Consider the following 14461-nt stretch of genomic DNA (forward strand, 5'->3'; position numbering starts at 1 on the left):
CCACTACAACTGGCATCGCCCGCACAGCGGTATCGGCGGCATCGCGCCCATGGCCAGACTCAACTCGTCAAGAAACAACCTCTTGACGCTTCACAACTAGAGCTGGGTGCCACAGTTATCGACACCGCACCAAAAATGCAGAGGGTCGTTAGAAATCATCCCCAACCAAGAAAACAAAAAGCCGGACACCTTTAAAAGTGTCCGGCTTTGCTATTTGGTCCCGCCGCCAGGAATCGAACCTGGATCTCAGCCTTCGGAGGGCCGAATTCTATCCGTTGAAATACAGCGAGGAATCTGGGTTCCGGCAGAACCGGAGCCACGCATTATCGCCTATCAGGCGGCGACTTCTTCAGCTTCGTTCCCGACGCCCGCGGTCGAGTTCCGGCCAAAGCCCAGTCCGGCCAGGTAAACGCGGAACGTGCGCCGGCCGCTGAGCACCAGGTCGAAGGCGGTCGGGTCGAGCAGCCAGTTCTGAATAAGTCCGCTGATGAGCGCATGCAGCCCCTGCGCGGCCACATGGCCAGGCACCGGCAGCTTGATGTTGCTGCGGCGGGCCGCCAGGCGCAGGGCTTTTTCAAAATCGGTGACGCAGGCGTTGCGCGCGTCCAGGTGCCGCTGCTGCACCGATGCCATGTCGTGCGTGTATTCGACCTTGTGGGTGGCCACGTCGAACACGCGGCGCACCTGGGGGTCGGTGGTCATGAGGGTGAGCGCATGCACCATGCCCTCTTCTATTTCGGCCAGGGGGTCGTCGTTGCCGGCCGCCGCGGCGGCCCGGGGGCCGGCCTCCAGCGGCAGGATGACGCGTTCCATCATGGCGTTGAACAGGTCGGCCTTGTCCTTGAAGTGCCAATAAATGGCGCCACGGGTCGCGCCGGCCTGTTGCGCAATTTGCTGCAGCGAGGTCTGCGAGACGCCTTGCGCCTGAAACAGCAGCTCCGCGGCATCGAGCAACCGATTCCGCGTAGCCAATGCTTCTTCCTTCGTACGACGTGCCACCAAGTCTCCTGATTTGTAAAGCCAAGCCCTTTCCGTATCGTGGGGCCATTCAATGCTGTCACTATACATCCATGAATGTATGTAAACTAGCGGGCTTCCCCGATGGCCCGGCTGTTTATGCTGGTTTTCTGTTCGCTTCGCGAACGCGCCATCTCCCGTCTTTGCTTCAAAGGATTCGCATGCCTCTCCTGCATGTTTCGCGTCAATCTTCGTTCTCGCCGCGCCTCGCGATCGTGGCCGTTGCTGTGGTGTTGGCGCTCGCGGCCTGTTCCAAGGGCGATGCGCCAGCCGGCAAGGGAGGTGCAGCCGGCGGCGGTGCCCCGCCGGCGCCCGAAGTGGGCGTGGTGGTTGCCGCGCCAACCGACGTGGGCTTGGTCACCGAACTGCCGGGCCGGCTCGAGGCCTCGCGCATGGCGCAGGTTCGCGCCCGCGCCTCGGGCATCCTGCTGAAGCGCGAATTCCGCGAAGGCAGCGACGTGAAGGCGGGCCAGCTGCTGTTCCGCATCGATCCGGCGCCGCTGGTGGCCGCCTCGCAGAACGCACAAGCCACGCTGGCCCGCGCCGAAGCCAATGCCGTGCAGGCCAAGGCATTGGCCGACCGCTACAAGCCGCTGGTCGAGGCCAATGCCGTCAGCAAGCAGGAATACTCGACGGCCGTGGCCTCGCAAAAGACGGCCGAGGCCGATGTGGCCGCGGGCCGCGCCGCAGTGCAAACGGCCAAGATCAATCTCGGCTACGCCGACGTGACCTCGCCCATCGCGGGCCGCATCGGCCGCGCGCTGGTGACCGAAGGCGCACTGGTGGGCCAGGGCGACGCCACCGAGCTGGCCGTGGTGCAGCAGATCAACCCGGTGTATGTGAACTTCACGCAGTCGGCTTCCGACGTGCTGAAGCTGCGCCGCGCACTGGCTGCCGGCCAGTACAAGCGCGCCAACGGCGAAGAGGCCGCCAGCGTCACGGTGGTGCTGGAAGACGGCACCGATTACGCGCTGCCCGGCAAGCTGCTGTTCTCCGACCTGACGGTGGATCCGACCACCGGCCAGGTCACGCTGCGCGCCGAGGTGCCCAACCCGAAGGGCGAGTTGCTGCCCGGCCTGTATGTGCGTGTGAAACTCGAGCAGGCCCAGGCCACCAACGCGATCACGATTCCCCAGCAGGCCGTGACGCGCACCCAGCAGGGCGACACGGTGTCGGTGGTGAGCGCCGACGGCAAGATCAGCCAGCGCACCGTGAAGATCAGCGCCGCCAAGGACAACCAGTGGGTGGTGCTCGACGGCCTGAAGGCGGGCGAACAGGTGATGGTCGACGGCTTCCAGAAGCTGCAGATGATGCCGCCCGGCACGCCCGTGAAGGCCGTTCCCTGGAAGAAGCCGGCGCCGAACGGCGCGGCACAACCGGCAGCGCCGGCGGCGTCTGCCGCAGCGGCGCCAGCCAGCGGTGCGGCGGCTGCGCCGGCCGAGAAGAAGTAATCAGGAGCGCGCCCGCATGGCCAAATTCTTTATCGACCGCCCGATCTTCGCCTGGGTGATCGCACTGTTCGTCCTGGTGATGGGCGGTGTGGCAATTACCCAGCTGCCGATCTCGCAATACCCGCCGGTGGCACCGCCTGCCATCGTGATCAACGTCGCCTACCCCGGCGCCTCGGCCCAGACGCTCGAGGACAGCGTGCTGTCCGTGATCGAGCGCGAAATGAACGGCTCGCCGGGCCTGATCTACATGGAATCGGTGGCCCAGGCCGACGGCACCGGCACCATCACGATCAGCTTCGAGGCCGGCACCAACGACGACCTCGCGCAGGTGGACGTGCAGAACCGGCTCTCGCGCGCAACGCCGCGCCTGCCGGCGGCGGTAACGCAGCAGGGCGTGCGCGTGGACAAGTCGCGCAACAACTTCCTGATGTTCGTGATGCTGTCCTCGGACAATCCCGCGTTCGACCCCATTGCACTCGGCGACTATGCCGCGCGCAACGTCGTGCCGGAACTGCAGCGCGTGGTCGGCGTGGGCCAGGCCCAGCTGTTCGGCTCAGAAAACGCGATGCGCATCTGGGTCGACCCGGCCAAGCTGCAGGGCTTCAACCTGTCGGCGACCGACGTCAACAACGCCATCCGCGCGCAGAACGCGCAGGTGTCTTCGGGCACCCTTGGCGACCTGCCCAACATTCCCGGCCAGGCCATTGCGGCCACTGTGGTGGTAAACGGCCAGCTGGCCAACGTCGACCAGTTCAAGAAAATTGTGCTGCGCGCCAACACCGACGGCTCGACCGTGCGGTTGCAGGACGTGGCCCGCGTCGAGCTCGGCGGCCAGTCGTATGCCACCTCGGCGCGCCTGAACGGCGTGCCGGCGGTCGGCATTGGCGTGCAGCCCTCGCCCAACGGCAACGCGCTGGAGTCGGCCAAGGCGATCCGCGCCAAGATGGCGGAACTCGAGCGCTTCTTCCCGCAAGGCGTGAAGTGGAACATTCCGTACGACAGCTCGCGCTTCGTGCAGATCTCCATCACCGAAGTGGTCAAGACGCTGCTGGAAGCCATTGCGCTGGTGTTCCTGGTGATGTTCCTGTTCTTGCAGAACTGGCGCTACACGATCATCCCGACCATTGTGGTGCCGATCGCGCTGCTGGGTACGTTCGCGGCCCTGCTCGCACTCGGCTTCTCGATCAACGTGTTGACCATGTTCGGCATGGTGCTGGTGATCGGTATCGTGGTGGACGACGCCATTGTGGTGGTCGAAAACGTCGAGCGCATCATGAGCGAAGAGGGGCTTTCGCCGCTCGAAGCCACCCGCAAGGCCATGAAGCAGATCTCGGGCGCCATCATCGGCGTGACCGTGGTGCTGATTTCGGTGTTTGTGCCGCTGGCGTTCTTCGCGGGGTCCACGGGCAACATCTACCGCCAGTTCTCGGCGGTGATGGTGACGTCGATCGCCTTCTCGGCCTTCATGGCGCTGTCGCTCACGCCGGCGCTGTGCGCCACGCTGCTCAAGCCGGTCGAAGCTGGCCACCATCACGAGAAGCGCGGCTTCTTCGGCTGGTTCAACCGCGGCTTCACGCGCACGGCCAAGGGCTATGAAAGCCTGGTCGCGCGCATTCTGCGCCGCGCTGCGCGCTACCTGATCATCTACGCCGTGATCATCGGCGCGGTGGTGTTCACCTACATGCGCCTGCCGAGCTCGTTCCTGCCGGCGGAAGACCAGGGCAACATCATCGTGAACGTGCAGCTGCCCCCGGGTGCCACGCAAGAGCGTGCGCTGTCGGTCATGCAGCAGGTCGAAGGCTTCATCCTGAAGCAGCCCGAAGTGCAGAGCATGGTGGGCGTGATGGGCTTCAGCTTCTCGGGCCAGGGGCAGAACGCGGGCCTTGCCTTCGTGACGCTGAAGGACTGGGAAGAACGCAAGGACCCGGCCCATTCGGCCAGCGCCCTTGCGGGCCGCGCCTTCGGTGCGCTTTCGGGCATTCGCGATGCGTTCATCTACCCGCTGAGCCCGCCGCCCATTCCTGAACTGGGCAATGCCAGCGGCTTCAGCTTCCGCTTGCAAGACCGTTCGGGCGCCGGCCACGACGCGCTGATCAACGCACGCAACCAGCTCCTGGGCATGGCCGGGCAGAGCAAGATCCTGGCGCAGGTTCGCCCTGATGGCCTGGAAGATGCGCCGCAGCTGCAGATCGACATCGACCGCGACAAGGCCAGCGCGCTGGGCGTGAGCTTCGATGCGATCAACGCCACGCTGTCGACCGGCCTGGGTTCGAGCTACATCAACGACTTTCCGAACCGCGGCCGCCTGCAGCGCGTGGTGGTGCAGGCCGATGCGCCCGCCCGCATGCAGCCGGACGACCTGCTGAAGCTCAATGCCAGCAACACGCAGGGCCAGCCGGTGCCGCTGTCGGCCTTTGCCACCACGAAGTGGGTCACGGGCGCCACGCAAACGGTGCGCTACAACGGCTACCCCGCCATCCGCATCAGCGGCGACGCGGCGCCGGGGCAGAGCACGGGTGCCGCCATGGCCGAGATGGAAAAGCTCGCCGCGCAGTTGCCGCAAGGCTTCGGCTTCGAGTGGACGGGCCAGTCGCGCGAAGAAAAGCTCGCGGGTTCGCAGGCCATCGTGCTGTACGGCTTCGCCATTCTTGCGGTGTTCCTTTGCCTGGCCGCGCTGTACGAGAGCTGGTCGATCCCGCTGTCGGTGATTCTGGTGGTGCCGCTCGGCGTGCTGGGCGTGCTGCTGGCGACGATGCTGCGCGCCTACTCGAACGACGTGTACTTCCAGGTGGGGCTGATCACCATCATCGGCCTCTCCGCGAAAAACGCGATTCTGATCATCGAGTTTGCGAAGGACCTGCAGGCGCAGGGCAAGGGCATCATCGAATCGGCGCTGGCCGCCGCCCACCTGCGGTTCCGCCCGATCATCATGACCTCGCTGGCCTTCGGCCTGGGCGTGGTGCCGCTGGCCATCGCCTCGGGCGCGGGCTCGGCGAGCCAACGCGCCATCGGCACCGGCGTGCTCGGCGGCATGGTCACGGGCACGGTGCTGGCCGTGATCTTCGTGCCGGTGTTCTTCGTGGTGGTGCGCACCTTGTTCAAGGGGAGCGCGCGCCAGCATGAAGCCGACAAGCGGCATGCGGAGGCCGCCGGCATCTCGGAGGAAAAGACACATGACTAAGAAACTGATTCCCACGGCCCTGGCCGCAGCCTTGCTGCTGGCCGGCTGCTCGCTGATTCCGACTTACGAGCGCCCCGCGGCGCCGGTGCCCACCACCTTCCCGGGCGACCCGGCGCAGCCGGCGGGCCAGGCCGCGGCCGCCCTGCCCTGGCAGGACTTCTTCACCGACCCCCGGCTGACCGGGCTGATCCAGACCGCGCTTGCCAACAACCGCGACCTGCGGGTGTCGGTGCTCAACATCGAGCAGGCGCGCGCGCAATTCCAGATCGAGCGCTCGGCCCTGTTCCCGGCGCTGGGCCTTACCGGCAGCGGGTCGCGCTCGAGCCCCAATCAGTTCCAGGCCTTCGACAGCAGCGCGGGCAGCGTGTCTTCGCAGTACAGCGTGAACCTGGGCATCACCGCCTGGGAAATCGACTTCTTCGGCCGCATCCGCAGCCTGAAGGACCAGGCGCTGGCGCAATACCTTGCCACCGAGGAAACGCGCAAGGCCGCGCAAATCAGCCTGATCGCGTCCGTCGCCACGGGCTGGCTCACGCTGATTGCCGACGACGAACTGCTCGAGCTCACGCGCCAGACGATGGTCACGCGCGAAGAATCGGTGCGCCTGACCAAGATGCGCTTCGACAACGGCGTGTCGTCGGAGCTCGACTTCCAGGCCGCGAATTCGCTCGCCGAAACCGCGCGTGCTTCTTATGCGCAGCAGCTGCGCACGCGCCAGCAAGACGAGAACGCGCTCGCCCTGCTGCTCGGTGCGCCGGTGCCGGCGGAAGCCACGGCCGGCGGCGCCAAGGGCCTGGAAAGCATCAAGCCGATGCCGGACGTGCCCGCGGGCCTGCCCTCCGACCTGTTGACCGAACGGCCCGACATCCGCTCGGCCGAGCAGCAGCTGATTGCGGCCAACGCCAACATCGGCGCTGCGCGCGCGGCGTTCTTCCCGCGCGTGTCGCTGACCACCTCGATCGGCACCGCGAGCAGCGAGTTCTCGGGCCTGTTCGACAGCGGATCGAAGGCCTGGGCCTTCTCGCCGCAGATCACGCTGCCCATTTTCGATGCGGGGCGCAACATCGCGGGGCTCGACTCGGCCAAGGCGGGGCGCGAGATTGCCGTGGCGCAGTACGAAAAGTCGATCCAGACGGCCTTCCGCGAAGTGGCGGACGCCCTGGCCGGCCGCGCCACCTTGGGCGAGCAGGTGCGGGCGCAACGCGCGCAGGCCGACGCCGAAGCGGTGCGCTTCAAGCTTTCCGACATGCGCTACCGCAACGGCATTGCCAGCGCGCTCGACCTGCTGGACGCACAACGTTCGTTGTACACGGCCCAGCAATCGGCCGTGACCACGCGGCTCTTGCAGCTGCAAAACCAGGTCACGCTCTACAAGACGCTGGGCGGCGGTTGGGCCACGCCGGCCAACAAGGGCTGAGGCTTTCGCGCGACGGCTCCGGGCAGGCCTTCCGTCCTTTGGGCGGAGGGCCTCTCTATAATCGCCGGTTGATTCGAAAAAGCCCCCCGACGAGCCCCCGTTATTGAGGACGCCAATGAGCGCAGACCCGCACTACCAGGCCACAGAAGACGCCCACACCGGCCCGATCAAGAACCCGAAGCAACTGCTGCTGGCGGTATTTTTCTCTTTTCTTGCCCCCATCCTCATCATCGTGGGCCTTGTGGCCTATGTGGTTTCGGATAACAAGCCCGCAGGCACCGCCCAGGGCGACAACATGGCCCTCTACGGCGTGTCGCAGGAGGCGCGTGCTCGCGAAGTGGCCGAACGGCTCAAGAAGGTCGGCACCATCGAGATCCGCGACGCCAACCGTCCGCTCGCGGCCGGCGACGCCGTCTTCAAGGCGCAGTGCGCCGCCTGCCACGCCCCGCCCGGCATTCCCGGCGCGCCCCACCTGAACGACGCCGCAGCCTGGGGCCCGCGCATCGGCCAGGGCTACGCAACGCTGCTCGACCATGCGCTGCATGGCAAGGGTGCAATGCCGGCCCAGGGCGGCGGCGACTTCGAAGACCTCGAAATCGGCCGTGCCGTGGTCTACCTGGCCAATGCCGGCGGCGCCAAGTTCCCGGTGCCCGAGCGTCCTGCCGCGGCAGCTGCACCCGCCGATGGCGCCGCTTCGGCCGCCGCACCGGCCAGCGCGAGCAAGTAAACCGGGGCTCTGCCCCCAAAAAAGAAAGCCGGCCTCGCGCCGGCTTTTTCATGTCCGCACCGCGCCCCATCAGGGTTTGGCAGCCCCCGCCGGCTGGCGTGCCGCCGGGCTCAGCACATGGCCGAAGCGCTGCGGCAGCTCGCTGGAGCGCACCGGCTCGGGCGTCCACAAGCCCTGCTCGATGGCTTCGGACGCCAGGCCTACGTCCTGCGTATGAACCAGCCCGAGCCCGATGGGAGCCACCAGATAGAGGCGGCCCTCCTCGTCGAGCAGGCACCCCGACACGTCGGCCGCCTGCCCTGTATGGGCCGTGACGGCAAAGCCCTTGTCGTCGGCAACGCGCCAGACGAAAGGCGCCACCTCGAGTTCGACATAGACGCGCTGGGGCCCGTTCTGGAAGAACCACTGGCCTTCGTCGTCGTGGTCGTAGTTGCGGTGGATGAAATCGATCAGCTTGTCGTGCCGCAGCATCGAGCCCTTCGCGGCCGGGAACGGGCCCTGGGCCTGCGTGCGGTCGTCGCGCATGTACCAGTTGCCGCGGGCGTCGAGGCCGAGCCAGCCGTAGCAGTGCGGCACGTTGGGCCACTTGGCGAGCGCCTGTTTAACGATGTCGTCCATGAAAGCTATTCTGCGCGTCCGCGCAGCGGAATGGGTGGCGCGAACTGGCTGAGCCAGCCCCCCACACGCTCGGGCATGCCGTACACATGCCCGGGCGGCGGACCGAGCGGAAAACCCACATGCCCGCCGTGCGCGGGCTGCCACAGCGTGACGTGCGGCCCGACCTCGCCCGGCCCGGGCAGGCTGCGGGCCGGAATGAACGGGTCGTTGAGTGCGTTCACCACCAGCGTGGGCACGCGAATCGCGCTCAGGTGCGGCTTGGACGAGCCCCGCGCCCAGTAGTCGTCGGTGTTGCGAAAGCCGTGCAGCGGCGCCGTGAACACGTCGTCGAAGGTATAGAGATCCTGCGCCGCAAGCAGGCGCTCGCGGTCGAACAGCCCGGGAAACTGCGCCAGCTTGGCCAGCGCCTTGGGCTTCATGGTGGCGAGGAACATGCGCGTATAGACCAGCCGGTTGAAGCCGCGGCCGATGGCCTCGCCGCCCGCCGCGAGATCGAGCGGCGCAGACACCGAAGCCACCGCATTCACCGAATCGAGGGCCGTATTGCCGGCCTCGCAGGCCCAGCGCAGCAACGCATTTCCGCCCAGCGAAACGCCCGCGGCCAGCACCGGGCCGCCGCCGCGGCGCGCCTGTTGCTCGCGCATGCGCCGCAGGATCCAGTCGATTTCTTCGTAGTCGCCCGAGTGGTAGGCGCGCGGCGCCAGGTTCAGCTCGCCGCTGCAGCCCCTGAAATGCGGCACTGCAAAGGCCATGCCCTGCGCGGCTGCAAATGCCGCGAAAGCTTCTGCATAGTGGCTGCGGGAGGAGCCCTCCAGCCCGTGGAACAGCACCAGCAGCGGCCGCGGGCCCGGCAAGGGCGCATCGACGAAATCGACATCGATGAAGTCGCCGTCGGGCGCGTTCCAGCGCTCGCGGCGGTACACCGGCGCCGCTCCATCGAAACGGCGCGCGTAGAGCGCCGCCCAGATGGTCTGCAGGTTGCCACCGGGCAGCCAGCGCGGTGCCGCGTAGCCCATCGATGAATGTGGAGAGGGAACGTCGCCAGGCATCGATCAGTGCAGGATCTGGGGCGGGTCGTTCGCATCGACGGGCTCCCGCGCGCTGCCGGGGCTTGCATGGTGCGCCACCATGCGCCAGCCTTCGGCGGTCTTGTGATAGACGTTGGTGGCCAGCACGAAGGCATGCTTCGGCCCTTCGGGCGTGAGCACTTCGATGCGCTCCAGCACGTTGTGCACCGCACTCGCGAGCGACTCGATCTTGCGTACGCGCGCGGGCATCGCGTGGATGGCGCCGTTGCCGAACATCTGCTCGAAAGCCGCGCGGATCGCCGTGGCGCCGACCAGGCGGGGGCCGCCGGGATGCACGCAGAACACCTCGTCCTCGTCGGCCCAGCACGCCATCAGGGCGTCGATGTCGCCGCGCTGCAGCGCTTCATAGAAAGCCGCCTCGATGTCGTCGGCAGTACCGCCGATGGCCGCGGCGGCACGGAGTGGGGTCTTGGGCATGGGGTGATTTTGCCGCGCGATCCATGACGCGGGCGCTGCACCGCTTTGGCCTTCCGGCGCACCGTGCTGCCGCAAGCCGGGCGGTTCACCTGCTCCATTTTGGACCAAATGGTCAAAACGAAACATTAAAAAACATTCAAGCCATTGATTTGAAAGGACTTTTTTAACTGGCACGGGCCATGCATAGGGCTTTGCGACCACGCAACAGGAGCTTCTGCATGAACGTTGGCATCTTCATTCCCATCGGCAACAACGGCTGGCTGCTCTCCGAAAACGCGCCGCAGTACAAGCCCAGTTTCGAGCTCAACAAGCAAATCACGCTCACGGCCGAGCGCTACGGTGTCGACTTCGTGCTGTCGATGATCAAGCTGCGCGGCTTCGGCGGCAAGACCGAGTTCTGGGACCACAACCTCGAGTCGTTCACGCTCATGGCCGGGCTCGCGGCTGTCACCACGAAGATCAAGCTCTTCGCCACCGCGGCCTCGCTGGTGATGCCGCCGGCCATCGTCGCGCGCATGGCGTCGACCATCGATTCGATCTCCGGCGGCCGCTTCGGCCTGAACCTTGTCACCGGCTGGCAGCGGCCCGAATATTCGCAAATGGGCATGTGGCCCGGCGACCAGTTCTTCGGCACGCGCTACCAGTACCTCTCGGAATACATCCAGGTGCTGCGCGATCTCTGGGGCACCGGCCAGTCGGACTTCAAGGGCGCGCACTTCCAGATGGACGACTGCCGCCTGAGCCCCCGCCCGCAAGCGGACATGAAGGTGATCTGCGCGGGCCAGAGCGATGCGGGCATGGACTTTTCCGCCAAGTACGCCGACTACAACTTCTGCTTCGGCAAGGGCGTGAACACGCCCAAGGCCTTTGCGCCCGCGGCCGAGAAGCTCATCGAAGCCACGCGCAAGACCGGCCGCCACGTCACCACCTACGTGCTGATGATGGTGATTGCCGACGAAACCGACGAGGCCGCGCGCGCCAAGTGGGAGCACTACAAGGCGGGCGCCGACCACGAAGCGATTGCGTGGCTGGGCCAGCAGGGCGCGGCAGACACCAAGTCGGGCGCCGACACCAACGTGCGCCAGATGGCCGACCCGACCTCGGCCGTCAACATCAACATGGGCACGCTGGTGGGCTCCTACGCCACCGTTGCGCGCCTGCTCGACGAGATGGCCGAGGTGCCGGGCACCGAAGGCGTGCTGCTCACTTTCGACGACTTCCTGCAGGGTGTTGCGGCCTTCGGCGAACGCATCCAGCCGCTGATGAAGAGCCGCGCGCATGTGCAGAGCCCGGTGGCCTCGCAGGCCGAACCCGAGCGCCTTGCGGCCTGAAGGAGAAGCGCATGGCCACGCCCGCACGCAACACCACGCTCACCTCGACCACGCCCGTCGGCGTGCCGCGCCTGCCCGGCGCACCCGCGCCGCTGGTGCTGCCCGCCCGGCCCGAGCCGCTGGCGCTGCATGCCACCGACTCGGCCCTGATCGTGGTCGACATGCAGAACGCCTATGCATCGATTGGCGGCTATGTCGACTCGGCGGGCTTCGACATTTCAGGCGCGCAAGGCACCATCGCCAACATCGCACGCGCCATTGCCGCAGCACACGCCGCCGGCATGCTGGTGGTGTTTCTGCAGAACGGCTGGGACGCCGCCTACGTCGAGGCCGGCGGGCCGGGCTCGCCCAACTGGCACAAGTCGAACGCACTCAAGACCATGCGCGCCAAGCCCGAGCTCGCGGGCAAGTTCCTCGCCAAGGGCGGCTGGGACTACGAGCTCATCGCAGAGATGAAGCCGCAGCCCGGCGACATCGTGGTGCCGAAGACGCGCTACAGCGGCTTCTTCAACAGCACGCTCGACAGCACGCTGCGCGCGCGCGGCATCCGCCACCTGGTGTTCACCGGCATCGCGACCAATGTGTGCGTGGAGTCGACGCTGCGCGATGCGTTCCATCTCGAGTACTTCGCCGTGATGCTCGAAGACGCCACGCACGAACTGGGTGGTGCGGCCATACAGAAGGCCTCCGTCTACAACGTCGAGACCTTCTTCGGCTGGGTCTCGACAGTGGATCAGTTCTGCGCCACGTTTGCGCCGAAGCTCGCCGCCGCCCAATCCGTTCCGGCCGAAGCGGCCATTGCCTGATCTTTCTAAGGAGCCCACCCTCATGCCCAAGCAAGCCATCATCCCGGCCGGAACCACCACGCCGATCGCCCCGTTCGTGCCCGGCACCATGGCCGACGGCATCGTCTACGTGTCGGGCACGCTGCCCTTCGACAAGGACAACAACGTGGTCCACGTGGGCGACGCCTCCGCGCAGACGCGCCACGTGCTCGAGACGATCCAGAACGTGATCAAAACGGCCGGCGGCACCATGGACGACGTGACCTTCAACATGATCATGATCAAGGACTGGGCCGACTACGCGAAGGTGAACGCGGTGTACGCCGAGTTCTTTCCGGGCACCAAGCCCGCGCGCTACTGCATCCAGTGCGGCCTCGTGAAGCCCGACGCGCTGGTCGAGATCGCGTCGATCGCCCACGTGGGCAACAAGGCCTGAGCATGCCGCTGCACTACGAAGTGCATGGGCCGGCCGACGGCGAGGCGGTGCTGCTGTCGTCGGGCCTGGGCGGCTCGGCCGCCTTCTGGCAACCGCAGATCGGCGCGCTTGTCGCAGCGGGCCATCGCGTGATTGCGTACGACCAGCGCGGCACGGGCCGAAGCCCCGCGGCGCTGGACGCGGGTTACGCCATTGCCGACATGGCGCGCGACGTGGTGCAAATTCTCGATGCCACGTCCACGCCGCGCTGCCACTTGGTGGGCCACGCGCTCGGCGGGCTCGTCGGGCTGCAACTCGCGCTCGACGACCCCTCGCGCGTGGCCAGCCTGGTGCTCGTCAATGCATGGTCGAAGCCCAACCCGCATTCGGCTCGCTGCTTCGATGCACGGCTCGCGCTGCTTGATGCCTGCGGACCGCGCGCGTACGTGGAAGCGCAGCCGATCTTCTTGTATCCCGCGGCCTGGTGCGCGGAACATGCGCAGCGCGTGGCCGACGAGGTCGACCATGCCTTCGCGCACTTCCCCGGCGAGGCCAACATGCGTGCGCGCATCGGCGCGCTGCGTGCCTTCGACATCGACGCGCACCTTGGCGACATCACCGCGCCCACGCTGGTGGCCGCCGCCATGGACGACGCGCTGGTGCCGTGGACCTGCTCCCAGCACCTGGCCGACGGCCTGCACGACGTGACGCTCCACTTCATGCCGCACGGCGGCCATGCGCACAGCGTGACCGAGGCCGACGCCTTCAACCGCAGCCTGCTCGACTTTCTTTCCCGGGTCAGCGCACCCGGCGTTCCCGCATGACCACCACCCCAGCCCTCGACGACGCCGCACTGGCACTTCTCTTTACCGAAGCACGCAGCCACAACGGCTGGACCGCGGAGCCCGTGACGGATGCGCAGCTCCGACAGGTCTATGCCCTCGCCCGCATGGGCCCGACCTCGGCCAACTGCTCGCCCGCACGCTTCGCGTTCGTTCGCACACCGGAGGGCAAGCAGCGCCTTGCGCCTGCGCTTTCCAAGGGCAACCTGGACAAGACGATGGCCGCACCGGTCACGGTGATCGCGGCTTGGGATCGCAAGTTCTACGACAGGCTGCCCGCGCTGTTTCCGCATGCCGACGCGCGCAGCTGGTTTACCGGCAGCGCCGAAGCCGCGCATGAAACCGCGTTTCGCAACGCCAGCCTGCAGGCAGGCTACCTGCTGCTCGCCGCGCGTGCGGTGGGACTCGATGCAGGGCCGATGTCGGGCTTCGACAAGGCGAAAGTCGATGCCGCGTTCTTCGAGGGCACCGATTGGAGCACCAACTTTCTGATCAACCTCGGCCACGGCGATGCGGCCAAGGTGTTCGGCCGCCTGCCGCGGCTCGCCTTCGAAGAAGCCTGCCTTCTGGCCTGAAGCCAGAGCGCGCACATCACGATTCCGGAGCTCCGACATGCTGAACGCCATAGCCTCCCACGCCGAATCGAGCAGCCTGCCGCCGGCACTGCCCAAGGCCGATTACCGCAACGCCATGGCGCGGCTGGGCGCGGCGGTCAACATCATCACCACCGACGGCCCCGCGGGCCGCGCCGGTTTCACCGCTTCGGCCGTGTGCAGCGTGACCGACGAACCGCCGATGCTGCTGGTGTGCCTGAACCGATCGGCTTCGGTGTACCCCGCATTCACCGCCAACGGCGTGCTCTGCGTGAACGTGTTGGCCGCGGGACATCAAACGCTCTCGGGCCTGTTCGGCGGCAAGACGCCGATGGACGAACGCTTTGCCGCCGGCCGCTGGAGCCGCAAGGCGACCGGCTCGCCGGTGCTCGACGATGCGGCTGCGTCGTTCGACTGCCGCGTGGTGCGCGCGACCAGCGCGGGCACGCATGACGTGCTGTTCTGTGAAGCGCTGGCGATTGCGATCGGTGGCGCGGCGCAGAGCCTGATCTACTTCGACCGCCGCTATCACGAGATCGCGGCGCCGCCGCACTGAACCCTCTTCTCCCCTCTCCCTCC

The 14461-nt window shown here is 66.8% G+C and carries 15 protein-coding genes, 1 tRNA gene and 1 pseudogene; 12 read left to right on the forward strand and 5 right to left on the reverse strand.

All coding sequences use genetic code 11. The annotated features are described in order from the left end of the window. Positions 1-100 (forward strand): annotated as a pseudogene (locus ABIC94_RS26005) (IS481 family transposase); the annotation flags it as partial. 115 nt (positions 101-215) lie between these two features. Here the strand turns inward: ABIC94_RS26005 and ABIC94_RS26010 are convergent. Together ABIC94_RS26010 and ABIC94_RS26015 are read right to left on the reverse strand one after the other, a co-directional pair. Next, positions 216-290, reverse strand: a tRNA-Arg gene (locus ABIC94_RS26010). A 43-nt stretch (positions 291-333) separates the two neighbouring features. Then, positions 334-1002 carry a TetR family transcriptional regulator gene (locus ABIC94_RS26015; protein WP_354375889.1) on the reverse strand — a complete coding sequence of 223 codons (669 nt, stop codon included), beginning with the start codon at positions 1000-1002 and terminating at the stop codon, positions 334-336. Between the two features lie 176 nt (positions 1003-1178). Here ABIC94_RS26015 and ABIC94_RS26020 point away from each other — a divergent pair, with 176 nt between their 5' ends. From ABIC94_RS26020 to ABIC94_RS26035, 4 genes are all read left to right on the forward strand, one after another. Next, on the forward strand, positions 1179-2468 hold the full coding sequence (locus ABIC94_RS26020) for an efflux RND transporter periplasmic adaptor subunit (RefSeq protein WP_354375891.1): 1290 nt from the start codon (positions 1179-1181) through the stop codon (positions 2466-2468). Positions 2469-2484: 16 nt separating this feature from the next. Further along, positions 2485-5649: an efflux RND transporter permease subunit gene (locus tag ABIC94_RS26025; protein WP_354375893.1), complete on the forward strand. Its 3165-nt coding sequence runs from the start codon at positions 2485-2487 to the stop codon at positions 5647-5649. Beyond that, positions 5642-7066, forward strand: coding sequence for an efflux transporter outer membrane subunit (locus ABIC94_RS26030; protein ID WP_354375895.1), 1425 nt, complete (start codon positions 5642-5644; stop codon positions 7064-7066). Before ABIC94_RS26025 ends, ABIC94_RS26030 begins: the two co-directional genes overlap by 8 nt. Before the next feature lie 115 nt (positions 7067-7181). Continuing rightward, positions 7182-7793, forward strand: a complete 612-nt coding sequence (locus ABIC94_RS26035) for a c-type cytochrome (protein WP_354375897.1) — start codon at positions 7182-7184, stop codon at positions 7791-7793. A 69-nt stretch (positions 7794-7862) separates the two neighbouring features. Here ABIC94_RS26035 and ABIC94_RS26040 read toward each other — a convergent pair whose 3' ends face one another. Genes ABIC94_RS26040 through ABIC94_RS26050 form a run of 3 tightly spaced genes read right to left on the reverse strand, consistent with a single transcriptional unit; the run spans position 7863 to position 9916 of the window. Then, on the reverse strand, positions 7863-8411 hold the full coding sequence (locus ABIC94_RS26040) for a DUF2946 family protein (RefSeq protein WP_354375899.1): 549 nt from the start codon (positions 8409-8411) through the stop codon (positions 7863-7865). A gap of 5 nt (positions 8412-8416) precedes the next feature. Continuing rightward, positions 8417-9427, reverse strand: a complete 1011-nt coding sequence (locus tag ABIC94_RS26045) for a YheT family hydrolase (protein ID WP_354375901.1) — start codon at positions 9425-9427, stop codon at positions 8417-8419. Between the two features lie 36 nt (positions 9428-9463). Beyond that, positions 9464-9916: a YybH family protein gene (locus tag ABIC94_RS26050; RefSeq protein ID WP_354375903.1), complete on the reverse strand. Its 453-nt coding sequence runs from the start codon at positions 9914-9916 to the stop codon at positions 9464-9466. Between the two features lie 23 nt (positions 9917-9939). Between ABIC94_RS26050 and ABIC94_RS26055 the strand changes: the two genes are divergently transcribed. From ABIC94_RS26055 to rutF, 7 genes are read left to right on the forward strand one after another with little or no spacing between them, the layout of a single operon-like run. Next, positions 9940-10083, forward strand: coding sequence for a hypothetical protein (locus ABIC94_RS26055; protein ID WP_354375905.1), 144 nt, complete (start codon positions 9940-9942; stop codon positions 10081-10083). Between the two features lie 51 nt (positions 10084-10134). After that, positions 10135-11247, forward strand: a complete 1113-nt coding sequence (gene rutA / locus ABIC94_RS26060; RefSeq protein ID WP_354375907.1) for a pyrimidine utilization protein A — start codon at positions 10135-10137, stop codon at positions 11245-11247. 11 nt (positions 11248-11258) lie between these two features. Next, on the forward strand, positions 11259-12053 hold the full coding sequence (gene rutB / locus ABIC94_RS26065; protein ID WP_354375909.1) for a pyrimidine utilization protein B: 795 nt from the start codon (positions 11259-11261) through the stop codon (positions 12051-12053). A 22-nt stretch (positions 12054-12075) separates the two neighbouring features. Then, positions 12076-12468 (forward strand): pyrimidine utilization protein C, encoded by a 393-nt coding sequence (rutC, locus tag ABIC94_RS26070; protein ID WP_354375911.1) that lies wholly within the window; start codon positions 12076-12078, stop codon positions 12466-12468. Positions 12469-12470: 2 nt separating this feature from the next. Next, the gene (gene rutD / locus ABIC94_RS26075; RefSeq protein WP_354375913.1) at positions 12471-13271 is read left to right on the forward strand and encodes a pyrimidine utilization protein D; all 801 of its coding nucleotides are present in this window, start codon (positions 12471-12473) and stop codon (positions 13269-13271) included. Next, on the forward strand, positions 13268-13864 hold the full coding sequence (locus tag ABIC94_RS26080; RefSeq protein ID WP_354375915.1) for a malonic semialdehyde reductase: 597 nt from the start codon (positions 13268-13270) through the stop codon (positions 13862-13864). The genes rutD and ABIC94_RS26080 overlap by 4 nt, the downstream gene beginning before the upstream one ends. Before the next feature lie 37 nt (positions 13865-13901). Then, a complete protein-coding gene (rutF, locus tag ABIC94_RS26085) occupies positions 13902-14438 on the forward strand; it encodes an NADH-dependent FMN reductase RutF (RefSeq protein WP_354375917.1) in 537 nt (178 codons plus the stop codon). The last annotated feature ends 23 nt before the right edge of the window (positions 14439-14461 follow it).

The sequence above is a fragment of the Variovorax paradoxus genome (assembly GCF_040544635.1).
GTDB lineage: Bacteria > Pseudomonadota > Gammaproteobacteria > Burkholderiales > Burkholderiaceae_C > Variovorax > Variovorax paradoxus_R.